The organism is Streptomyces sp. NPDC017676 (genome assembly GCF_044329325.1).
Lineage (GTDB): Bacteria > Actinomycetota > Actinomycetes > Streptomycetales > Streptomycetaceae > Streptomyces.
In genome coordinates this window covers 176,101-197,266 of the sequence record NZ_JBIRJA010000005.1, presented here as the reverse complement: position 1 = coordinate 197,266, position 21,166 = coordinate 176,101, and the positions used below count along the sequence as shown (strand labels likewise).

The following is a 21,166-nucleotide window of genomic DNA, read 5'->3' as shown; positions in this document are numbered from 1 at the left end:
CCAGCCGTTGGCACCACACCCAGGACAAGGCAGTATCACCCCGTGGCCGATCTCATCACCGTCGAGGACCCCGACGACCCGCGCCTGGCCGACTACACGGGCCTGACCGACGTCGAGCTGCGCCGCAAGCGCGAGCCCGCCGAGGGCCTGTTCATCGCCGAGGGCGAGAAGGTCATCCGCAGGGCCGGGGAAGCCGGCTACGAGATGCGGTCGATGCTGCTCTCGGCCAAGTGGATCGACGTGATGCGCGACGTCATCGACGAATCCCCGGCCCCCGTCTACGCCGTCAGCCCCGAGCTCGCCGAACGCGTCACCGGGTACCACGTGCACCGCGGCGCCCTCGCCTCCATGCAGCGCAGACCGCTGCCGACGGCCGGCGAACTGCTCCGCTCCGCCCGCCGGGTGGTGGTCATGGAGTCGGTGAACGACCACACCAACATCGGCGCGATCTTCCGCTCGGCGGCGGCCCTCGGCATGGACGCCGTCCTGCTGTCGCCCGACTGCGCCGACCCGCTGTACCGGCGGAGCGTCAAGGTCTCCATGGGAGCGGTGTTCTCGGTACCGTACGCCCGGCTGGAGACCTGGCCCAAGGGCCTGGACTCGGTGGTGCGCGAGGCCGGTTTCACCCTGCTCGCGCTCACCCCGGACGACAAGGCCCGCACCCTGGACGAGGCCGCCCCGCACCGGATGGACCGAGTGGCGCTCATGCTCGGCGCCGAGGGCGACGGGCTGTCCAGGCAGGCGCTGGCCGCCGCCGACGCGTGGGTCCGCATCCCGATGTCCCACGGCGTCGACTCGCTCAACGTGGGCGCGGCGGCCGCGGTGGCCTTCTACGCGGTGGCCACGGGCCGGCCGGAGTCCTGACCCGGCACACCCCGCCCCGACGGAGCCTTCCGGACGCGGCCCTCAGTTACCGGCGTCGCGACTCACAGCCGTCTGGTTCGGGTCCGGTACGAACGTCGCGTCGCCCAGCGGCGGGTGGCCCGGCTGGGTGTGCTGCTGCCGGGGGACGCCGTCGTCGCCGAGCCCGCGCGCCGGCCCCTGGCAGCCCTGGGCCACCGCGATCCCGAGCGCCACGAGCAGCGTCACCACCACGAACACGAACAACCGCTGCCGCAGCAGCCGCGGATTGGCCGGCCGCCGCAGGCTGCCCGCCGGGCGCTGCCCCGGCCGGCCGGAACCGCCGCGCTGAGCGGGCCGGCCGCCACCGGAGCGCGGGCCGCCGCCGCGCGGCACCGGGGTGGGACGCGCCGTACCCGCCCGGGCGGAGGACCCGGCACCGCCACCGCGCGCACCGCTGCCACCGCGTGAGGGCACCCCGCCGCGCGAGGACGCCCCGCCACGGGACGGCATCTCGCCCCGCGAGGACACCCCGCCCCTGGAGGACACGGGCGCACCACCCCGGGCGGGAGTTCCGCCGCGCGGCAGCGGCGTACCGGGCGAGGCGCGCCGCTGGGTGCGCTGCTGCTCGGGATAGGTGTCGGCGAGCCGTCCGGTGGGCCGGTCCGCCTCGGCGGCCCGCGGCGAGGGCGGCCGTACGCCGTCCAGGCCCTGCGCCTCCCGGGCGGCGATCTCCTTCAGCCGCAGCGAGAGCTGGAGCGTGCTGGGCCGCTCGTCGGGGTCCTTCGCCAGGCACGCCCGGATCAGCGGGGCCAGCGCGTCCGGTACGCCGTACAGCTGCGGCTCCTCGTGCACCACCCGGTACAGCATCACCTCGGAACTGCCGTGCCCGAAGGGCGAGTCGCCGGTCGAGGCGTACGCCAGGGTCGCGCCCAGCGAGAACACGTCGGTGGCCGGCGTGACCGCCGCGCCGCGCACCTGCTCCGGAGCGAGGAAGCCGGGGGAGCCGACCGCGGTGCCCACGTGGGTGAGCGTGGAGGCGCCGGTGGCCCAGGCGATGCCGAAGTCGATGATCCGCGGCCCCTTCGGGGACAGCAGGATGTTGGAGGGCTTCAGGTCCCGGTGGACGACCCCGGCCTCGTGCACGGCGACCAGTCCCTCGGACAGGGCCGCGCCGATCGCCGCGGTGTCCGCCGCGCCGAGGGCGCCCTCCTCGGCGATCTTGTCGTGCAGCGACGGGCCCGGTACGTACTGGGTGGCGAACCAGGGCCGCTCGGCCTCCAGGTCCGCGGCGACCAGCCGGGCCGTGCACCCGCCCCTGATCCGCCGGGCCGCCGACACCTCGCGCGCGAACCGCGACCGGAACTCCTGGTCCTCCGCCAGATCCGGCCGGATCACCTTCAGAGCGACCCGCTGCCCCTTCTTGTCGGAGCCGAGATAGACCACGCCCATCCCGCCCGCGCCGAGCCGTCGGTGAAGCCTGAACGAGCCGACGACGCGCGGGTCCTCGCGCCTCAGGCGCATCATCGCCATGTTCATCCCCGCTGCCCGGTCCCTGTGACGTGGCACAGCTTACGTTTCCACGGCCGCCTGCGCGCAGAGGCCGCGCCCTCCGGGCCGGATGGATTGTGTCGGCCGTCCGGGGGAGGTGAAACGCGGTCAGGAGGCTCCGGCCGACGGCGACTTCGCGCCACCCGGCACCTCAACCGGTCGGCGTGGCAGGGAGGTTGGCATCCCGCTGGGCGCGGCGCAGGGGTCCGGACGCCCACCGGCCCGTGGGCGGCGGCGACCCGTGGCCGCGCCCGCGCCCCGGATCCCGGTCCACCCCCGACACTCCCTCCGACCCGGACGGGAGTGATCGAAGTCACTCAACTCACCCCATAGAGCACGCCGGAAATAACGGGACAGAACGGGCTACCCCTCCGGGAAGACCCCGAGACACCGGCCCGCGTCTCCACCCAGGGGAGTACGTCGCAGGTCATGGCTCATCCTCATGGAGGCCCGGCAATCGGTACGCGGGCATGACGCCCGGTGGGCACCGCGCGCCTAGATTTGAGGTCAAGCGGCGGGTGCAGCACTCGTCCCCCGAGGTCAGACACCCGCCGCTGCCGACGACAACCGAAACGGTCAGGAGAGGGACCATGGCCTACACGGCACCGCGACGCACGGCGTTCGCCCCCCGCCGGACGGGCCGTCGCCACCCCCTGGTGGCGACGCTCATGGCCCTTCCCCTGGCGGCCCTGCTCCTGCTCGTCTTCGACGGCTGGGAGACGGTGGCCACACAGGCGTCGTCCGTGGGTGCGATGCTGGGGCGCTGAGCGGCGACCCCAGGCCCGGAAGAGCGGTCCGGGCGGGGACATCGATCCATGAAACCCCGTGGGGACGGGGGTACGGCGGACGGCACAAATGCCGGCGCAGCTGGGGAGCTGCGCCGGCATTGGCCGTTTCTCCAGCACCGTCACCGCGCGGGTCGCGTGCGGGCTGCGGGCGCGTGGGGGCCGTTCAGGGCCGGTCGTGTGCCGGCTGCGGCCGAGCGGGGGCTGGTCGCGCAGTTCCCGCGCCCCTGGGGGACCGCAGTGTGCCGCGCTCCACAGCAGCCGTAGCTGCGGGCAGTCGTGCCGCTGGGGCGGCACGGGTGGGCGCAGCGGCACCCCGTCAGCGCGGGCGAGCGTTCCCGTCACCCGTCACCCGTCACCGGCCACCGGCCACCGGCAGCGTGCCGCAACCTCGTAGCCCCGCCCCAGTACTCTCGCTCCGACACCACACCCCGCCCGAGGCCCCCTTTGACCGAAGACACCGGCAGCGACACCGATACCGACACCCACCCCGAACCCGCCGGAACCGACAACCCCGCCGCCCTCATGTCCGCGCTGGCCGACCGAGCCAAGGCCGCCGCTCACCCCCGTACCCCCACCACCCCCTGCTGCTGCCCCAGCACCCCCCTCGCCGACCGCCGGGACGCCACCGTCGTCCGCCACGACGCCACCGTCGCCAAGGCCCACGCCCCGGACACGGACCCCGCCGCACTCACCCTCCGCGTCGCCACGGCCGCGCGTCTCCCCGACGTGCTCCTGCCCCCACTCACCCCGGACGCGGCGACCCTGCACGACCGCCTGGTCACCTTCTGGCCGTACGGCGTCCCCGTGGACCCGGACGACCCGGACGCCGCTCCCTGGGAGGCCGCCGCCACCCTCCTCGCCCGTCTGCACCGCACCCCCGTGCCCGCCGGCCTTCCCCCGATGCGCGGCCCCGACAAAGCCGTCCGCGCGCTCGACCGCCTCCGGGCGACCCTGCGCGCCACGCCCGGCGGGGCCGCGCGCGCAGCCGCCCGTCCCGTCCTGGCCGCCTGGGCCGCCCTGCCCGCCTGGGCGCGCGCGCAGGCGCCGATGCCCGGCCCGCCGGCCCTCTGCCACGGCGACCTGCACCTCGGCCAGCTCGTCCGGCACCCGGCACCGGACGGCCCGTGGAAGCTGATCGACGTGGACGACCTCGGCGCCGGTGTCCCGGCCTGGGACCTCGCCCGCCCCGCCGCCTGGTACGCCTGCGGACTGCTCCCGCCCGACGAGTGGACCCGCTTCCTGACGGCCTACCGGCGGGCGGGTGGCCCGGCCGTACCCGCGGACGGCGACCCGTGGACCGCCCTGGACGTCCCGGCCCGCGCGCTCACCGTGCAGACGGCGGCCCTGGCGGTCACGAAGGCGCTCGCCGCGGACCGCCCGCTGGACGAGGTGGAACAGGCCGTGGTGGACGCGTGCGCGCGCATGCCGTCCGTCCCCGCCGGCCTCGCGCGTCCCCCTCGGCCCGCGCCCGGATTCCCGGACTAGGCTGCAACCGCCCGGGACCGGACGGAGTCTGTCCTGGGGAAACACGAAGCAGGACCGACCGGCGAGGAGTTGAGCCGACCATGCAGTGTCCGAAGTGCCATGCGCCGATGCACACCTACAACCGCAACGGCGTCCAGATCGAGCAGTGCAGCGGCTGTCGCGGCATATTCCTCGACTACGGCGAGCTGGAGGCGCTGACCCGCCTGGAGGCCCAGTGGTCGCAGCCGGCCCCGCCGCCCCCGCCCGCCCCGCAGGCCTACCCGGCGGCTCCGCCCGCGCCCGCCTGGGGCGCCCCGCACGGCGGCCACGGCGGCCACGGTCACTACGGCCACCAGCGCCACAAGAGCTTCGGTCACATGCTGTTCTCCAGCTGATCCCCGGCCGAGCACACGCAGAAGCCCCCGGCCGCACGAGACGGCCGGGGGCTCCTTGCTGTGTGGACGATACTGGGATTGAACCAGTGACCTCTTCCGTGTCAGGGAAGCGCTCTCCCGCTGAGCTAATCGTCCGCGGGCTGTGACCCGTGAGTCACAGACAGTGCGCGATACTGGGATTGAACCAGTGACCTCTTCCGTGTCAGGGAAGCGCTCTCCCGCTGAGCTAATCGCGCGGGCGGGATCTTCGAGAAGACCCAGGATCCGAAGATCCAGTGGACGATACTGGGATTGAACCAGTGACCTCTTCCGTGTCAGGGAAGCGCTCTCCCGCTGAGCTAATCGTCCTTGGAGGTGGAGACGGGATTTGAACCCGTGTAGACGGCTTTGCAGGCCGTTGCCTCGCCTCTCGGCCACTCCACCAGGAGTGTAAGGGGATCGGGACGACCCCTTCTCCTTCGAGCGGACGACGAGGCTCGAACTCGCGACCTCAACCTTGGCAAGGTTGCGCTCTACCAACTGAGCTACGTCCGCCTGTCGTTTCGGTCCGCTTCCGCGTCCCGGCGACGTGTTGAACTCTAGCGGATTCCCGGGCCAGTACAAAAACGCGTTTGCCCAGCGTGCTGCGGTGCACCCGACGGACCCCGTGGTCAGGGCCCCCGCCGGGACATCCCGGAGCCACCTTCCGGACACCCGCCCTAGACTCGACCACGTGCTCCACCACCCATCCGGACTCCCCCCGCTGGCCCGTTTCGGCGACCGTGTCGCCACCGGCCTCCTCGACGTCACCAGCGATCCGGCCGCCCTGGACTCCACCGGTTTCTGGGCCGTCTGCGCGGACTTCGAGGGCCGCCTGACCTGCGCGCGCTTCGCTGACGTACGCGAGGAGCCGGTGCCCGCGCCGGTGCCCGGCGGATGGCGGGGCCCGCGGCCGGGGGACTGGACCTCTTCCCTGGACCGCGCCGCGTACACGGCGGCCGTCCACCGCATCCGCGAGCACATCGCGGCCGGCGAGGTCTACCAGGCCAACCTCTGCCGCGTGCTCAGCGCGCCGGTCGACCCGGGCGCCGACGTGGACGCCCTGACCGCCCTGCTGGCCCGCGGCAACCCGGCGCCGTACGCGGGAACGATCCGGCTGCCGGAGCACGGTGTGGAGATCGCCACCGCCTCGCCCGAGCTGTTCCTGCGCCGGGACGGCCGTACGGTCGAGTCGGGACCGATCAAGGGCACCGGGCGCACCGAGGCGGACCTCCTGGAGAAGGACTACGCCGAGAACGTGATGATCGTGGACCTGGTCCGCAACGACATCGGCCGCGTCTGCGCGACCGGCAGCGTGACCGTCCCCGACCTGTGCGCCGTGGAGAAGCACCCGGGGCTCGTCCACCTCGTCTCGACGGTGCGCGGCGAGCTGCGGGCGGACACCGGCTGGCCGGAGCTGCTGGCCGCGGCCTTCCCGCCCGGCTCGGTCACCGGCGCCCCCAAGCCGAGCGCCCTGACGATCATCGAGGCGCTGGAGACGGCACCGCGCGGCCCGTACTGCGGCGGCATCGGCTGGGTGGACGCCGACCGGGGCACCGCCGAGCTGGCCGTGGGCATCCGCACCTTCTGGATCGACCGCGCCGCGGGTGCCCTGCGCTTCGGCACCGGGGCCGGCATCACCTGGGGATCCGATCCGGAGGGGGAGTGGCGCGAGACCGAGCTGAAGGCGTCCCGGCTGCTCGCGGTAGCGTCGGGGGCGTACGACGAGACAGAGGGGGCGCTCCTGTGAAGATCTGGCTGGACGGCGAGCTGCGGGACCTGGAATCCGCCAGGATCTCCGTCCTCGACCACGGGCTGACCGTCGGCGACGGCGTCTTCGAGACCGTCAAGGCGGTCCACGGCACGCCCTTCGCGCTGACCCGGCACCTGGACCGGCTGACCCGCTCGGCCCGCAGCCTCGGCCTGCCCGACCCGGACCACGACGAGGTGCGCCGCGCCTGCGCGGCCGTCCTGGAGGCCGACCCGGTGCCGCTGGGCCGGCTGCGGATCACCTACACCGGAGGCCACGGCCCGCTCGGCTCCGACCGCGGCGAACAGGGTCCGACGCTCGTCGTCGCCGTAGGCGAGACCAGCCGCCGCCCCGACTCCACGGCCGCGATCACCGTCCCCTGGACCCGCAACGAACGCGGCGCCCTCGCCGGCGTGAAGAGCACCTCGTACGCGGAGAACGTCGTCGCCCTGGCCCGCGCCCATCAACACGGCGCCTCCGAGGCACTGTTCGGCAACACGGTCGGACAGCTCTGCGAGGGCACCGGGTCCAACGTCTTCGTCGTCCTGGACGGCGAGATCCACACCCCGCCGGTCACCTCGGGCTGCCTGTCCGGCATCACCCGGGCCCTGGTCGTCGAGTGGGTCGGCGCCAAGGAGACCGACCTGCCGCTGGACGTCCTCCGGAGCGCCGACGAGGTCTTCCTGACCTCGACCCTGCGGGACGTACAGGCCCTGCACCAGATCGACGACCGCGAACTGCCCGGCACCGGCGGCCCGGTGACCGCCGAGGCCATGCGGATCTTCGACGAGCACGCCGGGCGGGACCTGGACCCCTGAGCCGGAAAACGGGCTGACGTCCGGTGGTCGTCGTGGGTAGAACACCTGTGATGACCACGACCCTGCGGCCGGCCGAGCCGCTCCAGCAGCACCCCGACGGATCGTGTTCCCGCCGCTACGCGGTCTGCGTGAACAGCCGCCCCGTCGGCGAGATCCACCTCGGCACCTCGCCGTCCCTCGGCGCCTCGGTGGCCCGCGTCGTCGATCTGCGGATCACCGAGCCCGACCGGCGGCGCGGCCGGGGCACGGTGGCCGCGCTCGCCGCGGAGGAGGTGGCCCGGGGCTGGGGCTGCGTACAGATGGAGGCGGTGGTGCCCGCCACGGCGGACGCCGCGCTGCGCCTGTTCGGTGCCCTCGGTTACACGGTGCGCAACCGCGGCATGGAGAAGCGCCTCGGTGCCACCCCGCCCGTGCTGCCGCCGGGCAGCCACGCGCGCCCCATGACCGAGGCGGAGTTCGCCGCCTGGCGGGAGGCGGAGAGCGAGCGGTACGCGCGCGGGTGGATCGGGCGGGGCGTCCCCGAGGCCGCGGCCCGGGCCAAGGCCCGCGACGACCACGCGCGGCTGCTGCCGCACGGACTCGCCACCGAGGGCGTGCTCTTCAGCGTGCTGGAGCACGAGGGCGTCCGGGTGGGCACCCTCTGGCTGTCCCTGGAGGACGCCAGGGCGTACGTCTTCGACGTGGAGACCGACGCCGCCCACCGCGGGCGAGGCCACGGCCGGACGCTCATGCTGCTGGCGGAACGCCAGGCGATCGAGGCCGGCCGGACGGTCCTCGGCCTCAACGTGTTCGCGGGCAACACCCCGGCCGAGCGGCTGTACGCGTCACTCGGCTACGAGACGGTGACCCATTCCCTGAGCAAGCCCCTGCTGTAGGACGGCGGGGTCTCTGCCGCGTGCCGGTGCCGCGCGCCTTCGCGCGACGGCGCCCGCGCCGCCGAGCCCCCGGAGCCGCTGCCCCGGACCCTTCCCCCGCCCTCGGTCAGGCCTGGTCGGCGAGCAGCCGGTCCGCGATCTCCTCGATGCGTTCGAGCAGGCCCTCCTGGCTCTTGCCGCCGTCGAGGCGCTCGCCGCCGATGACGTACGTCGGGGTACCCGTCACGCCGATCGCCTTGCCCTCGGCCTGGTCGGCGTCGACGGCGAGGATGTGCCGGCCGTCGATCAACGCGGTGTCGAACTCCTCCGCGTCCAGGCCGAGTTCCCGGGCCACCTCGACCAGGAAGGGTTCTCCCTGACGGTCCAGCTCCGCCACCCGCTCCAGCACGGCCTCCACGTACGGCCAGCCCTTGCCCTGCTCCAGCGCCTCCTCGGCGGCCTGGGCGGCGGCGAAGGCGTGCTTGTGCTTCTCCAGCGGGAAGTGCCGCAGCCGCAGCTCCAGCCGGTCGCCGTAGCGGGCGCGCAGGGCGCGGACGTCGTCCAGGGCGGTGCGGCAGTCGGGGCACTGCAGTTCGCACCAGACCTCCAGGACGGGGGCTTCGGTGCGTGCGGGGGAGGAGTCGCTCATGCCCACCAGTCTTCCAGGCCGGGACCGGGCGACCCAATCGGGACCTGGGGGTCGCGCCGGCCGGTGGGGGCGGCGACCGGCGCTGTGGGCACCGGACCAGGACCGGCACTCCAGTAGGAGGTGACCCGGAGATGTCCCTGATGTCTGGCCCGGGCATGGCACCGCGGGGGCCGGGCGGTGCACGATGGAAGCGACGAACGAGCCCGCCAGGAGGACGGATGATTGCCGAGACAGTCTGCTCCGCGGTGTCGGCGGCGGGCCTGGGTATCGCGGTGGTCACGGCCTACCGCAAGCGCTACCTGGCCGCGGCCCGCCTCGCGGCCTACTCGCTGGTGCCGGTCGGCCTGGTCATGACCGGGGTCGTCGGCTGGCTCGCCGACACCGCCCTGAGCCCCACCGCCTGGGCGGGCTTCGGAGTGCTGGGCGCGGCCTGGTTGCTGTTCGCCGGCACGCGCGCCGTGGAGCGACGGCGCGGAGGTGCCGGGCGCAAGGCGGCCGGGCGGGCCGAGCGGGACGCGGTGGCGCCCGCGGCCTCGGCGCCGTCCCTGGGCGGGGCACCCCGGTCCACGGGGCGCCCCACGACCGGACCGCGGGCCGGCGCGCCCCGGGCCGCCGATCAGGCCGAGGACTTCAGCGACATCGAGGCCATCCTGAAGAAGCACGGCATATGACAGTCACATGACTCGCTGAAACGACACAGTGGGTCCCAGGACGTCCGGAATCGTTCACGAGCCGAACGAGACCTCGCGCTATTGGCGAAGTCCCGCAAGATCCCTGAGCGTTGATCGCGTATGACCCGTCGCGTGCGCCATCATCGGCCGCGAGATGCTGGACACGCAACAGAGCGAGGCCGCGCCGCCGAAGGACGAGCCGCGCGGATGCCTCTTCGCCCTTTCCCAGCCACCGCTGATGATCTTCCTTGCGGTGATCGGGTGTCTGCTGCTCATGGCTGCGCTGCACGACCTGCTGCTGCTGTGAGCCGTACACGTCCGTCCCGGCGCCACCCGCCGGGACCGACGTCGCACCGGACCGGGCGGAGGACACCTCGGCCGCCGTCCCCTCAGCCCGTCGCCTCCTTGCGCCGGGCCCGGTAGGCGGCGACGTGCAGCCGGTTGCCGCAGGTGCGGCTGTCGCAGTAGCGGCGCGAGCGGTTGCGCGACAGATCCACGAAGGCGCGCCGGCAGTCCGGCGCCTCGCAGCGCCGCAGCCGTTCCTGCTCACCGGCCACCACGAAGAAGGCGAGTGCCATCCCGCAGTCCGCCGCGAGATGGTCGGCCACGGAGGCGCCCGGCGCGAAGTAGTGCACGTGCCAGTCGTAGCCGTCATGGTCGGTCAGCCGGGGCGTGGTCCCCGCCGCGGCGACCAGTTCGTTGATCATCATGGCGGCGGACCGGGCGTCCGGGGCCGCGAAGATCGCCGCGAACCGCGCCCGGACCCTGCGCACCGCGGAGAGGTCGAACTCCGAGAGCACGCCGACATCGCTCATCTTGTGGTTTCGTACGAAATCCGCAAGAGCCGGGACATCGGGCAGTCCGTCCGCCGTCGCGTCGTCCTCCGGCGCGGTGTTCACCAGATCCACCACGGTGTCGAGGGCGCACCGGGTGTCGTGGGTGATCAGCACGTTTCGCTCCCTGGCCTGGGGGGTCGGGCGGACGCCCGCCGATGCTGGCCGATGGTAGCGACAACAGCGCCCGCCGCACCCGTGTGTGCCCGACCTCTCGCCTGCCGGTAGGACGCCGCTGATCCTCCGGGGGTTCCCGGGCCGGGCCGCCCGGACGCAGCGCGGTCGGCCGCACACGGAACGCAGCCGGCCGTGCACGGCCCGACGCCGCCTCCGTGAGGCTCACGGTGACGGCGCCTGCCTGTGCCGTATGCGGTTGTCTTGGCCCGAGCCGTCTCCCCGAGTGGACGGCGCCGGGCTGCTCGGAAGGGCCGCGACCTAACTCTCCGCCAGGATGTGCGAGAGCTCCTGATCCAGGTCGAAGTGCCGGTGTTCCGTGCCGGGCGGCACGGCGGCGTCGGTTCGCTTCAGGAAGGACTCCAGGGCCCGCGCCGGGGCCTCAAGCAGCGCCTCCCCCTCCGGGGAGCTGAGGGCGATGCAGACGACGCCCTGACCATGGCTGCGGGATGGCCAGACGCGGACGTCGCCGGTGCCGGTGGGCCGGTGCAGCCCCTCGGCGAGGAGGTCGCGGGCGAACACCCACTCGACGGTCTCCTCGGCTCCGGTGTGGAAGGTGGCGTGCACGGCGTAGGGGTCGGCCGTGTCGTACCGCAGGCCTGCGGGGACAGGCAGGGAGGACTCGCTCGACACAACGAGGCGCAGGTGCAGCTCGCAGCTGACCGTGGTGTTCATAAGCGCCAGGGCCTTTCGCTCAGTGTGCGCTCGGGGATTCGCACGTCGGCGAAATCGACATGCCACCTACGGTGCCGTTGTAAACCCCTCTGAGGGTTTTGCGTGTGTTTACGTAACTCTTCCGGCCGAGAACTCGTACCAGTCCTACGGCCATTCCGGTGACTGGATTCACTCGGGTAGGGTTTGTCTGTATGAATACGGGGAGTGACGAGCCGGGCGAGGTCGCCGTGGCAGCGGACAAGGCGGGGACGGACCGGCCCGGGGCAGGGCAGGAGACCGGGCGCGAGGCCGAGCGCGGGCTCGGCTCACGGGCGCCGGAGTTCATCAAGTCCCGCCGGCTCCTGCACCTGAGCTGGCAGGTCGGGGTCTTCGTGGTGGGCCTCGCGGTGGTCGGCGCGGGGATCGTCATGCTGCCGCTGCCCGGGCCCGGCTGGGTGGTGATCTTCGGGGGCATGGCCATCTGGGCGACCGAGTTCGTCTGGGCCCAGCTCGTGCTCCGCTGGACCAAACGCAAGGTCACCGAGGCGGCCCACCGGGCCCTCGACCCCAAGGTGCGCCGCCGCAACATCACACTGACCGTGATCGGCCTGGTGATCATCGGCGTGCTCGCCGGGATCTACCTGTGGAAGTTCGGCCTCGTCATGCCGTGGAAGATCAAGGACCAGTGACGCGGCTCCGGAGGCGGACCGCCCCCGCGGCCCGGCCCCGGTCGGAAGCACCCCCTGACATGCGGTAATGTTCTTCCTGCGCCCGGGCGATTAGCTCAGTGGGAGAGCGCTTCGTTCACACCGAAGAGGTCACTGGTTCGAACCCAGTATCGCCCACCCGGACCGACGGCCCATCTGCGACCAGCAGGTGGGCCGTCGGCGTTCGCGCGCCCTGCCGGCGGCGAGTGCGAGGCAGGTGGGCCCGGGTCCCGGGCACTCGCGGCCACTCGCACGCTTTGCCGAAACGGCAACAACTCTCGTGCCCGCCGGGCCCCCCACCGGATCATCGTGACGCGGGCCCCGCCCGGCAGCCCGAGCGCAGGCCGCCGGACACCGGCCCGCCCGCGCCCACCGTCAAGAGCGGCGGCCGCAGCCCGAGGACCACGTCGCCCGGCGCCGACGGCGAGGCTGACGCCGACTGGCGAGGCCGGCCCCAACGGTGAGCCTGGCGCCGACGGCGAGGCTTGCGCCGACGGCCAGCGTGGCTCCGTCACCGACCGTACGTCCCGACCGAAGATCGTCCACCGTCACCCGATCGAGCGTCCTGACCGCCTCCGCCCCCGCCTCGCCGGCTCCGCAAACCTGAAGGCCCTCCGCCGGCCCATCCTGACCTCTCCCGACCCATCCGGCCCTCACCGGCCCTCGCAACCTCACCTGCACCCAGCCCCCGGCAACCGACGCCCCCGGCACCACCGACACCGCAGCTCCGGTCCACGTAGGCATCCCACCATCAGGAGGCCCCATGTCACCCAGCACCCCCAGCGCTGCCACCCACCTCCTCCTCCCCACCCCCGCCGGTCGCACCCACGCCGTGCAGCAAGGACGCCGGGGCCCGCTCGTGCTGCTCCTGCACGGCTTCCCGGAGTCCTGGTACGCCTGGCGTCACCAGTTGCCAGTGCTCGCCGCCGCCGGTTACCGGGCGGTGGCGATCGACGTGCGGGGTTACGGCCGTTCGTCCAGGCCGGAGTCGGTGGACGCGTACCGGATGCTGGACCTGGTCGCGGACAACGTCGCCGTGGTGGAGGCACTGGGCGAGCGGTCGGCAGTGGTCGTCGGGCACGACTGGGGCGCGTCGATCGCCGCCGTATCGGCCCTGACCAGGCCGGACGTCTTCCGGGCCGTGGGTCTGCTGAGCGTGCCGTACACCCCGCCGGGTGGCCCACGGCCCAGCGAGGTCTTCGCGGCGATGGCGGGGGAGGGGACCGAGGAGGGGGACGGGGCCGGGGCCGGGGAGGAGTTCTACGTCTCGTACTTCCAGCGGCCGGGCCGCGCGGAGGCCGAGATCGAGCCCGATGTGCGCGGGTGGCTGGCCGGTTTCTACGCGGCCCTGTCCGCCGACACCATGCCCGGGCCGGACGCCCCGGCCCCGTACTCCGTCAGCCGCGGCGGCACTCTGCGTGACCGTTTCCCCACCGGTGTTCTGCCGTCCTGGCTGGGCGAGCGGGACCTCGACGTGTACGCCGGGGAGTTCGAGCGGACCGGAATGACCGGGGCCCTGAACCGGTACCGGAACATGGACCGGGACTGGGCGGACCTGGCCGATCAGGCGGGCGCCCAGATCACGCAGCCCTCGCTGTTCATCGGGGGCGAGCGGGACGCCTCCCTCGCCTGGCTGGCCGACGCCCTGAAGGCATTCCCCGACACCCTGCCGGGGCTGTCCGGCTCGCACATCCTGGACGGATGCGGGCACTTCGTCCAGCAGGAACGCCCGGACGAGACGAACCGAATCCTGCTCGACTGGCTAGCGTCCCTGCCGGCCTGACCGGCCTGACCTATCAGATCTGCGGGCTGCTGGGTGACGGAATTCCGCGTGCCGCGAGTCAGCCGGCCTGTCTCCGACCTTGCCTCACGGGCCTGCGCTCCGCCGGCCCGCCTCCGCCCCCACGTCACCGACCCGCGGCCTGCCGACCCGCCCCCCACCTCCCGGACCCACGGCGTCCCGATCGCCCCGCCCCGTCCGCCCCCCACGTTCGGCCTGCCGGTCACCCCCACCCCCACCAGGCGGAACCGCCGGCAGGCCGACCCGTCGCCCCGGCCGCCCGGAAGAAAATCCTGTCCGAATCATTGACGCACCCCGGACCCCTCCGTAACTTGTGCCAGCAAGCGCTTACTTGAAACGATTCATGCGGCGCGCGGCGACGATGCTGCGGGGAGGGCCCGACTGTGGGAACCAGGAATCTTGACAGGCGTACGATCCTGAAGGCGGCCGGGGCGTCGGCGGCCACGCTGGGGCTCGCCGCGACGACCGGGTGCGGGGGCGACAGCGGCTCCGGGAACGGGACGGTGACGATCCGTTACTCCTGGTGGGGTGCCGAGGAGCGGGCGAAGAAGATCAACCAGAGCATCGCGCTCTTCGAGGAGAAGTACCCGAAGATCAAGGTCAAGACGGACTTCCAGACGTACCAGTCGTTCTGGGAGAAGTTCCAGACGCAGGCCGCCGGCGGAAATCCCCCGGACGTTTTCCAAAACGCCGTCACATTCCTTAGGAAGTACGACAAGCGAGGAATTCTTCTCGATCTGAAGTCACAGGTGCAGGCCGGAAATCTGAGCCTGGATCACTTCCGCGAGGGTGTCACGAAGGTCGGCGAGGTCGACGGCAAGCAGCTCGGCGTTCCCGTCGGCTCCAACACCATGGCGCTCGTCATCGACAAGAAGGTCTTCCGGAAGGCGGGCGTCGAGCCGCGGCCGGGCTGGACCTGGGACGAGTACTTCAAGGCCCTGAAGACCATCCACGACCGGACGAAGGTCCCCGGGGACACCGGCTACTTCACCATCATGTACCTGTACGACCTCTACCTCCGCCAGAACGGCAAGGCGTTCTTCACCGACGACGGACTCGGCTTCGACAAGGCCGACCTGACCGAGTGGTGGACCGACGGCTACAACCGGGTCAAGGCCGGCCACGTCACCGACCCGAAGGTCGTCTCGCAGGACCAGCCCAAGTCCTCGCTGTCCGCCGGTCATGGCGCCTCCGAGTTCACCTGGGACAACTTCACCGTCCGCTACTCCGCGGAGGGCGACAGCGAGTACGGCCTGGCACCGATCCCCACCACGGACGGCAAGCAGACCGGCCAGTACCTCGCCTCCCTGATGCTCAGCGCCTCCGCCCGCACCTCCCACCCCAAGGAAGTCGCACAGTTCATCGACTTCATGGTCCACGACCCCCGGGTCGGCAAGATCATGGGCTACGACCGGGGCATCCTCGCGAGCACCGAGCAGTACGAGGCCTACAAGCCGACCGACGCGGTCAACAAGGAGATCGCGCAGTACGAGGAGGACACCGCCAAGTCCGGCGTCCTCGGCACGATCACCCCGCACCCCTCCGGTGCCGACACCATCGAGGCCGCCTTCCTGCGCATCGGCGGCGACCTCGGACAGGGCAAGGCGAAGGTCGCGGACGCGGTGAAGCAGTTCTTCACCGAGGCCGAGGCCGCCTTCCAGGCCTGAGGGGGACCGCCGTGACGCTCGTCAAGGACTCGGTGCCCGCGACCCGCGCGGCACGCCCGGCCGCCACCGCGAGGACGCGGCGGCCGGGCCGGCGGCGGGAGAACCTCGCCGGCTACCTCTTCATGTCCCCGTGGATCGCCGGCTTCCTGCTGCTCACCGCGGGCCCGATGATCGCCTCGCTGTACTTCGCCTTCACCGACTACAACCTCTTCACCACCCCGAAGTGGGTCGGGTTCGACAACTTCACCAAGATGTTCGACGACCCGAGATGGCAGAAGTCGGTGGAGGTGACGGCCAAGTACGTCGTCGTCGGCACCCCGCTGAAGCTGCTGCTCGCCCTCGGCGTCGCCCTGCTCCTCGCCCAGAGCCGCCGCGGACAGGCCTTCTACCGGGCCGCCTTCTACGCCCCCTCGCTCATCGGCGCGAGCGTCTCGGTCGGCTTCGTCTGGCGGTCGCTGTTCTCCGACGGCGCGGTCGTGGACCGTACGCAGACCTTCCTCGGCTTCCACGTCGGCGGCTGGGTCGGCAACGCCGACTGGGTGCTGTACTGCCTGGTCGCGCTGACCGTGTGGCAGTTCGGGGCGCCCATGGTCATCTTTCTGGCCGGGCTCAAGCAGGTGCCCAGGGCGCTGTACGAGGCGGCCGAGATGGACGGCGCCGGGCCCTTCCGGAAGTTCTGGAACATCACGCTGCCGATGATCTCCCCGGTGCTCTTCTTCAACGTGCTGCTGGAGACCATCCACTCCTTCCAGATCTTCGGCTCGGCCTACGTCGTCTCCAACACCTACTGCGGACCGGCCGACGCCACGCTCGTCTACACCTGCTACCTCTACCAGCAGGGCTTCAAGAACTCCCAGATGGGCTTCGCCTCCGCCATGGCCTGGATGCTGCTGCTGGCCGTGGCCCTGGTGACGGCCGTCCTCTTCTGGTCGCAGAAGAAGTGGGTGCACTACGAGGAGGACGCCCGGTGAGCTCCCCCGATCTCTCGGCTCCGTTCGAACCGGGGGTACCACCCCCATCCACCACGACCAAGCCGTCCCCGCCGATCCGCCGGCGCACCGGCTCCCTCACCTGGCACCTCGGCGCCCTGCTGATCCTGGCCGTCATCCTCTACCCGGTCGTCTGGGTGGTCGGCGCCTCCTTCAAGCCGAGCAAGGACATCATCAACAGCCTCACGCTGTTCCCGTCCCGGCCGATCCTGTCCAACTTCAAGGGCCTCGCCGACGGCATCGCGGACATCTCGATCTGGACGTTCTTCCAGAACTCCCTCTTCTACGCGGGCGGAGCGGTCGTCGGCGTCCTGATCTCCTGCTCACTGACCGCGTACGCCTTCGCGCGCATCAGGTTCGCCGGGCGCAACCTGCTGTTCTCCCTCATGATCGGCACGCTCCTGCTGCCGTACCACGTGCTGCTGATCCCGCAGTACGTGATGTTCCAGAAGCTGGAGCTGGTCAACACCTACGTGCCGCTCCTGATCGGCAAGTACCTCGCCACCGAGGCATTCTTCGTCTTCCTCATGGTGCAGTTCATGCGGAACCTGCCCCGTGAACTGGACGAGGCCGCTCGTCTCGACGGCTGCGGACACCTGCGCATCTACTGGTCGGTCGTGCTGCCGCTGTGCCGGCCCGCACTCATCACCAGCGCGATCTTCACCTTCATCAACGCCTGGAACGACTTCATGGGCCCGCTGATCTACCTCAACGAGCCCGGTAAGTACACCGTCTCGCTGGGCCTGATGATGTTCCGCGACTCCGACGGCGTGGCCGCCAACTACGGCGGCATGATCGCGATGTCGCTCGTCGCGCTGCTGCCCGTGCTGCTGTTCTTCCTCGCCTTCCAGCGCTATCTGATCGACGGCATGGCGACCTCCGGACTGAAGGGCTGAGCGATGTCCGAAGCACGGGTGAAGCCGCGCCGGGAGTCCCTGCTCGCCGAGCGCTTCGGGATCTTCGCCGAGTGCCTGCTGACCGGGGTGTGGATCGCGGTCGCCTCCCTCGGGGTCGTCACCTACCCGGGCGCGTTCGCCGCCGGTGCCCGGCACCTGCGCCGGCGCATCGCCCAGCGGGGCGGTGGATGGCGGGAGTTCGCCGCCGACTTCCGGTCCGCGCTGCGCGGGGGATGGGCGGTCGGTGCCGCCGGGTGGATCGCCGCGCTGCTCGGCTGGGTGGACGTCCAGGCCGTGCGGGCCGGGCTGCCCGGCGGACCGCTGATCGGGGCCGTGGGACTGTTCGCGCTGCTCGGGCTGGCCGTGGCCGGACTGCGGGCGGCGGCGGTCTGGACGCCGGGGGAGCGCTGGCGGGTGCTGCTCTCCGACGCCGGACGGCGGACCGTCCGGGACCCCGCCGGCTCCTTCCTGCTCATCGGCGGAGCCGTTCTGACCTGCACCTCAGCCATGCTCATCGCCCCGCTGGCGGTCCCCGTGCTGGGAGCCGTCACCGCGGCGGCCGTCGCCGTCGAGGAGCGGTACCGGAACCGTTGAGTCCGCCGGTGGTTCCGGTGCCGCTGAGTCCGCCGGTGGTTCCGGTGCCGCTGAGTCCGCCGGTGGTTCCGGTGCCGCTGAGCCCGCCGGTGGTTCCGGGCACCGCTGGACCACCGGTGCCCGTCACTCAAGGCCGGTGCCCCGAGCACCGTCCCCTTCTCTGTCATGCCCCTGACTAGAACCGTACGGAAGGAAGGCCGCCACTCTCATGTCTCCCATCCCCCGCAGGTCCCTCCTCAAGGCCGCCGCCGTCGCCGGAGCCGCCGCCCAGTTCAGCTGGGCACTCGGGACCAGGAGTGCCGAGGCCGCACCCGGAGCCGCCGGCGACGGCGCCGACCCGGTGACCCTGGACTGGCTGGAGGACGGCGGCCTCGGCGCGGCCCCCGGCGCGACCGTGGGCGTGCCCTGGCCCATGGGCGTCCACCAGGAGGACCAGACCTTCGCCGTCACGGACGCCGACGGCAAGACCGTCCCCGTCCAGACCTGGCCGCTCGCCTACTGGCCCGACGGCTCCCTCAAGTGGACGGCCCACGCCGTCAGTTCGGGCAACGGCAAGCTCACGCTCACGCCGGGCACCCCCGCCGAACCCGCGAAGAGGGTGACCGTCGACAGGAGGGGCGGCACCATCGCCGTCTCCACCGGCGTCATCACCGCGAAGATCGGCACGAACGGGTCCACGATCGTCAAGTCCGTCACCCGCGGGTCCACGGAGATCGCCAGGAACGGAAGGCTCGTCCTGATCCGGCAGCCCGAGATCGAGGACGAGGACCAGGGCACGGTCAGGACCGAGCGGTTCGACGGCGCGATCTCCGGGGTCACCGTCGAACAGGACGGACCGGTCCGGGCCGTCGTCCGCGTCGACGGCAAGCACCGCAAGGGCGACCGCGGCTGGCTGCCGTTCTCCCTCCGCCTCTACTTCCACGCCGGCTCCGACTCCTTCCGCATGGTGCACACCATCACCTACGACGGCAGCCAGGAACCCGGCAAGGCATCCGGCGACTTCGTCCGCGGCCTCGGCGTCCGCTTCACCGTCCCGATGCGCGACGCCCCCTACGACCGGCACATCCGCCTCGGCGGCGAGGGCACCGGCCTGCTCCGCGAGGCCGTCCAGGGCATCACCGGACTGCGCCGCGACCCCGGCGCCGCCGTGCAGGCCGCGCAGTACGAGGGGAGGAAGCTGCCCGACCCGGCCACCTGGGACCAGCGGGTGACGACCCGCCTGCAGTACATCCCGCACTGGGGCGACTACACCCTCTCCCAGCTCTCGGCCGACGGCTTCACCGTCCGCAAGCGCACCAAGAAGGGCCACGGCTGGATCGCCGCCGGCGGCGGCGGGCGGGCCTCCGGCTTCGGCTACGTCGGCGGGACGAGCGGCGGCCTCTCCTTCGGCCTGCGGGACTTCTGGGAGAGGTTCCCCGCCCAGCTCGACATCCGCGACGCCCACACCGACGACGCCACCGTCACCCTCTGGCTCTGGTCACCCGAGGCCCAGCCCATGGACCTGCGCTTCTACCACGACGGCATGGGCCAGGACACCTACGCCGAGCAGCTCGAAGGCCTCAACATCACCTACGAGGACTACGAGCCCGGGTTCGGCACCCCCTACGGCATCGCCCGCACCTCCGAACTCCTCTTCTGGGCCAACGACTCCACCCCGGCCGCCGAGACCCTCGCCCGGCAGGCCCAGGCCGTCCGGGTGCTGCCCCAGCTCGCCGCCCCGCCCAGGCAGCTCATCAAGGCCAAGGTCTTCGGCCCCGGCCTGTACGCCGAGCCGGACCGCTCCACCCCGGCCAAGGCGAAGATCGAGGACCACCTCGACTTCCTCTTCACCTACTACAAGGACCAGGTGGAGACGCGCCGCTGGTACGGCTTCTGGGACTACGGCGACATCATGCACACCTACGACTCCGCCCGGCACGTGTGGCGCTACGACATCGGCGGCTACGCCTGGGACAACTCCGAGCTCTCACCCGACCTGTGGCTCTGGTACGCGTACCTCAGAAGCGGCCGGTCCGACATCTTCCGCTTCGCCGAGGCGATGACCCGGCACACCGGCGAGGTCGACGTCTACCACCTCGGCAAATGGGCCGGCCTCGGCACCCGGCACGGCGTCCAGCACTACGCCGACAGCGCCAAGCAGCAGCGCATCGCCAACACGACGTACCGGCGCTTCTACTACTTCCTCACCGCCGACGAACGCGTCGGCGACCTCATGCACGCCAACGTCGACTCCGACGAGACCTTCCTCGTCCTCGACCCGCAGCGCAAGGTCCGCACCGACCCCTACACCCCCGACCGGCACGCCCTGTCGATCGGCTTCGGCACCGACTGGAGCGGCCTGGTGTCGGCCTGGCTGACCGAGTGGGAACGCAAGGGCCCCCAGTGGAAGAAGGCCAAGGCGCGGGTCCTGTCCACCATGGAGGGCATCGCCGCCCAGCCCAACGGCTTCGTCCAGGGCAGCGGCCTGTACGACCTCGACACCGGGAAGTTCGCCGTCGCCGACAAGCCGGTGGTCTCCGTGTCCCACCTCTCGGCCGTCTTCGGGCTGAACGAGCTGTGCGCCGAGCTGATCCACCTCGTCGACATGCCGGAGTTCAAGGACGCCTACCTGGACTACTGCCGTTACTTCAACGCCACCAAGGCCGAGCAGAAGGCCCGCTACGGCTCCGACTTCGGCAGCCTGCTGCTCTTCCAGGGCCACTCGCGCCTCGACGCCTACGCCGCCGTACAGACCGGCGACGCGGCCCTCGCCAAGCGGGCCTGGGCCAAGTTCTACGGCTCCGACGGCTACACCGAGTCCTCCCCCTGGAAGACCGAGAAGCTGACCGGACCGGCCACCCTGGTCGCGGGGAGCGAGGCGGCCTGGGTGTCCACCAACGACACCGCCCTCTACGGCCTCGCCGCCATCGAGAACCTGGCCCTGCTCGGCGACGCGATGCCCGCCTGACCGGGGCTGGGGAGCGCCGCTGCACGGGCGGCGGCGCTCGCGCCCCCAGTGTGACGCCGGCCACCGTCCGGCGCATGGGTACTCGTACTCAGATCCCCGCACGTCT

At 72.0% G+C, this 21,166-nt stretch carries 20 protein-coding genes and 6 tRNA genes; 17 read left to right on the top strand and 9 right to left on the bottom strand.

Annotated features, from left to right (window positions below):
- Positions 1-42: 42 nt before the first annotated feature.
- The gene (locus ACH4LD_RS13100) at positions 43-864 is read left to right on the top strand and encodes a TrmH family RNA methyltransferase (RefSeq protein WP_398055846.1); all 822 of its coding nucleotides are present in this window, start codon (positions 43-45) and stop codon (positions 862-864) included.
- Between the two features lie 42 nt (positions 865-906).
- Here the strand turns inward: ACH4LD_RS13100 and ACH4LD_RS13095 are convergent, their stop codons facing one another.
- A complete protein-coding gene (locus ACH4LD_RS13095) occupies positions 907-2,379 on the bottom strand; it encodes a serine/threonine-protein kinase (RefSeq protein WP_398055847.1) in 1,473 nt (490 codons plus the stop codon).
- Positions 2,380-2,981: 602 nt separating this feature from the next.
- Here ACH4LD_RS13095 and ACH4LD_RS13090 point away from each other — a divergent pair.
- The 3 genes from ACH4LD_RS13090 to ACH4LD_RS13080 all read left to right on the top strand — a co-directional run bounded on the left by ACH4LD_RS13090 (position 2,982) and on the right by ACH4LD_RS13080 (position 5,038).
- Positions 2,982-3,158, top strand: a complete 177-nt coding sequence (locus ACH4LD_RS13090) for a hypothetical protein (protein ID WP_030654904.1) — start codon at positions 2,982-2,984, stop codon at positions 3,156-3,158.
- 543 nt (positions 3,159-3,701) lie between these two features.
- Positions 3,702-4,664 carry a phosphotransferase family protein gene (locus tag ACH4LD_RS13085; protein WP_398055967.1) on the top strand — a complete coding sequence of 321 codons (963 nt, stop codon included), beginning with the start codon at positions 3,702-3,704 and terminating at the stop codon, positions 4,662-4,664.
- 80 nt (positions 4,665-4,744) lie between these two features.
- Positions 4,745-5,038, top strand: coding sequence for a zf-TFIIB domain-containing protein (locus tag ACH4LD_RS13080; protein ID WP_078611708.1), 294 nt, complete (start codon positions 4,745-4,747; stop codon positions 5,036-5,038).
- Positions 5,039-5,101: 63 nt separating this feature from the next.
- Here the strand turns inward: ACH4LD_RS13080 and ACH4LD_RS13075 are convergent.
- The 5 genes from ACH4LD_RS13075 to ACH4LD_RS13055 form a co-directional block, all read right to left on the bottom strand.
- Positions 5,102-5,173: transfer RNA gene (locus ACH4LD_RS13075), tRNA-Val, on the bottom strand.
- Between the two features lie 29 nt (positions 5,174-5,202).
- A tRNA-Val gene (locus tag ACH4LD_RS13070) sits at positions 5,203-5,274 on the bottom strand.
- A 40-nt stretch (positions 5,275-5,314) separates the two neighbouring features.
- Positions 5,315-5,386, bottom strand: a tRNA-Val gene (locus ACH4LD_RS13065).
- Position 5,387: 1 nt separating this feature from the next.
- Positions 5,388-5,461 (bottom strand) — tRNA-Cys (locus tag ACH4LD_RS13060).
- 38 nt (positions 5,462-5,499) lie between these two features.
- Positions 5,500-5,572, bottom strand: a tRNA-Gly gene (locus ACH4LD_RS13055).
- 178 nt (positions 5,573-5,750) lie between these two features.
- On the opposite strand from ACH4LD_RS13055, the gene ACH4LD_RS13050 reads away from it, so the two are divergent.
- From ACH4LD_RS13050 to ACH4LD_RS13040, 3 genes are read left to right on the top strand one after another with little or no spacing between them, the layout of a single operon-like run.
- Positions 5,751-6,806, top strand: a complete 1,056-nt coding sequence (locus tag ACH4LD_RS13050) for a chorismate-binding protein (RefSeq protein ID WP_398055848.1) — start codon at positions 5,751-5,753, stop codon at positions 6,804-6,806.
- Complete coding sequence (locus ACH4LD_RS13045) at positions 6,803-7,624, top strand: aminodeoxychorismate lyase (protein WP_132786533.1); 822 nt, start codon at positions 6,803-6,805, stop codon at positions 7,622-7,624. Before ACH4LD_RS13050 ends, ACH4LD_RS13045 begins: the two co-directional genes overlap by 4 nt.
- Before the next feature lie 50 nt (positions 7,625-7,674).
- Positions 7,675-8,499: a GNAT family N-acetyltransferase gene (locus ACH4LD_RS13040; protein WP_398055849.1), complete on the top strand. Its 825-nt coding sequence runs from the start codon at positions 7,675-7,677 to the stop codon at positions 8,497-8,499.
- Between the two features lie 106 nt (positions 8,500-8,605).
- Here the strand turns inward: ACH4LD_RS13040 and ACH4LD_RS13035 are convergent, their stop codons facing one another.
- Complete coding sequence (locus ACH4LD_RS13035; protein WP_398055850.1) at positions 8,606-9,127, bottom strand: DsbA family protein; 522 nt, start codon at positions 9,125-9,127, stop codon at positions 8,606-8,608.
- Positions 9,128-9,345: 218 nt separating this feature from the next.
- On the opposite strand from ACH4LD_RS13035, the gene ACH4LD_RS13030 reads away from it, so the two are divergent.
- Both ACH4LD_RS13030 and ACH4LD_RS13025 read left to right on the top strand, forming a co-directional pair.
- Positions 9,346-9,798: a hypothetical protein gene (locus tag ACH4LD_RS13030; RefSeq protein ID WP_398055851.1), complete on the top strand. Its 453-nt coding sequence runs from the start codon at positions 9,346-9,348 to the stop codon at positions 9,796-9,798.
- Between the two features lie 154 nt (positions 9,799-9,952).
- Entirely contained in the window at positions 9,953-10,105 is a 153-nt protein-coding gene (locus ACH4LD_RS13025) for a hypothetical protein (protein WP_014671572.1), read from the top strand.
- Between the two features lie 82 nt (positions 10,106-10,187).
- On the opposite strand, the gene ACH4LD_RS13020 is transcribed toward ACH4LD_RS13025, so the two are convergent.
- Both ACH4LD_RS13020 and ACH4LD_RS13015 read right to left on the bottom strand, forming a co-directional pair.
- On the bottom strand, positions 10,188-10,748 hold the full coding sequence (locus ACH4LD_RS13020) for a CGNR zinc finger domain-containing protein (RefSeq protein ID WP_132786536.1): 561 nt from the start codon (positions 10,746-10,748) through the stop codon (positions 10,188-10,190).
- A 318-nt stretch (positions 10,749-11,066) separates the two neighbouring features.
- Positions 11,067-11,480, bottom strand: a complete 414-nt coding sequence (locus ACH4LD_RS13015) for an SsgA family sporulation/cell division regulator (protein WP_004002642.1) — start codon at positions 11,478-11,480, stop codon at positions 11,067-11,069.
- A 191-nt stretch (positions 11,481-11,671) separates the two neighbouring features.
- Here ACH4LD_RS13015 and ACH4LD_RS13010 point away from each other — a divergent pair, with 191 nt between their 5' ends.
- The 8 genes from ACH4LD_RS13010 to ACH4LD_RS12975 all read left to right on the top strand — a co-directional run bounded on the left by ACH4LD_RS13010 (position 11,672) and on the right by ACH4LD_RS12975 (position 21,060).
- Positions 11,672-12,148, top strand: a complete 477-nt coding sequence (locus ACH4LD_RS13010) for a TIGR02611 family protein (RefSeq protein ID WP_398055852.1) — start codon at positions 11,672-11,674, stop codon at positions 12,146-12,148.
- A gap of 84 nt (positions 12,149-12,232) precedes the next feature.
- Positions 12,233-12,304 (top strand) — tRNA-Val (locus tag ACH4LD_RS13005).
- Positions 12,305-12,929: 625 nt separating this feature from the next.
- The gene (locus ACH4LD_RS13000; RefSeq protein ID WP_398055853.1) at positions 12,930-13,949 is read left to right on the top strand and encodes an alpha/beta fold hydrolase; all 1,020 of its coding nucleotides are present in this window, start codon (positions 12,930-12,932) and stop codon (positions 13,947-13,949) included.
- Between the two features lie 401 nt (positions 13,950-14,350).
- Positions 14,351-15,634 (top strand): ABC transporter substrate-binding protein, encoded by a 1,284-nt coding sequence (locus ACH4LD_RS12995; RefSeq protein ID WP_398055854.1) that lies wholly within the window; start codon positions 14,351-14,353, stop codon positions 15,632-15,634.
- 11 nt (positions 15,635-15,645) lie between these two features.
- Positions 15,646-16,605 (top strand): carbohydrate ABC transporter permease, encoded by a 960-nt coding sequence (locus tag ACH4LD_RS12990; protein ID WP_398055855.1) that lies wholly within the window; start codon positions 15,646-15,648, stop codon positions 16,603-16,605.
- Positions 16,602-17,519: a carbohydrate ABC transporter permease gene (locus ACH4LD_RS12985; RefSeq protein ID WP_398055856.1), complete on the top strand. Its 918-nt coding sequence runs from the start codon at positions 16,602-16,604 to the stop codon at positions 17,517-17,519. The genes ACH4LD_RS12990 and ACH4LD_RS12985 overlap by 4 nt, the downstream gene beginning before the upstream one ends.
- 3 nt (positions 17,520-17,522) lie before the next feature.
- Complete coding sequence (locus tag ACH4LD_RS12980) at positions 17,523-18,113, top strand: hypothetical protein (protein WP_398055857.1); 591 nt, start codon at positions 17,523-17,525, stop codon at positions 18,111-18,113.
- A 208-nt stretch (positions 18,114-18,321) separates the two neighbouring features.
- On the top strand, positions 18,322-21,060 hold the full coding sequence (locus ACH4LD_RS12975; RefSeq protein WP_398055858.1) for a Tat pathway signal sequence domain protein: 2,739 nt from the start codon (positions 18,322-18,324) through the stop codon (positions 21,058-21,060).
- The last annotated feature ends 106 nt before the right edge of the window (positions 21,061-21,166 follow it).

What these genes read in the sequence shown, in the direction of transcription:
- ACH4LD_RS13090 (WP_030654904.1), top strand. Translation starts at nt 2,982, where the DNA reads ATGGCCTACACGGCACCGCGACGCACGGCGTTCGCCCCCCGCCGGACG.
- ACH4LD_RS13085 (WP_398055967.1), top strand. Translation starts at nt 3,702, where the DNA reads ATGTCCGCGCTGGCCGACCGAGCCAAGGCCGCCGCTCACCCCCGTACC.
- ACH4LD_RS12980 (WP_398055857.1), top strand. Translation starts at nt 17,523, where the DNA reads ATGTCCGAAGCACGGGTGAAGCCGCGCCGGGAGTCCCTGCTCGCCGAG.
- ACH4LD_RS13080 (WP_078611708.1), top strand. Translation starts at nt 4,745, where the DNA reads ATGCAGTGTCCGAAGTGCCATGCGCCGATGCACACCTACAACCGCAAC.
- ACH4LD_RS13095 (WP_398055847.1), bottom strand. Translation starts at nt 2,379, where the DNA reads ATGAACATGGCGATGATGCGCCTGAGGCGCGAGGACCCGCGCGTCGTC.
- ACH4LD_RS13025 (WP_014671572.1), top strand. Translation starts at nt 9,953, where the DNA reads ATGCTGGACACGCAACAGAGCGAGGCCGCGCCGCCGAAGGACGAGCCG.
- ACH4LD_RS13010 (WP_398055852.1), top strand. Translation starts at nt 11,672, where the DNA reads ATGAATACGGGGAGTGACGAGCCGGGCGAGGTCGCCGTGGCAGCGGAC.
- ACH4LD_RS13015 (WP_004002642.1), bottom strand. Translation starts at nt 11,480, where the DNA reads ATGAACACCACGGTCAGCTGCGAGCTGCACCTGCGCCTCGTTGTGTCG.
- ACH4LD_RS13030 (WP_398055851.1), top strand. Translation starts at nt 9,346, where the DNA reads ATGATTGCCGAGACAGTCTGCTCCGCGGTGTCGGCGGCGGGCCTGGGT.
- ACH4LD_RS13035 (WP_398055850.1), bottom strand. Translation starts at nt 9,127, where the DNA reads ATGAGCGACTCCTCCCCCGCACGCACCGAAGCCCCCGTCCTGGAGGTC.
- ACH4LD_RS13000 (WP_398055853.1), top strand. Translation starts at nt 12,930, where the DNA reads ATGTCACCCAGCACCCCCAGCGCTGCCACCCACCTCCTCCTCCCCACC.
- ACH4LD_RS12975 (WP_398055858.1), top strand. Translation starts at nt 18,322, where the DNA reads ATGTCTCCCATCCCCCGCAGGTCCCTCCTCAAGGCCGCCGCCGTCGCC.
- ACH4LD_RS13040 (WP_398055849.1), top strand. Translation starts at nt 7,675, where the DNA reads ATGACCACGACCCTGCGGCCGGCCGAGCCGCTCCAGCAGCACCCCGAC.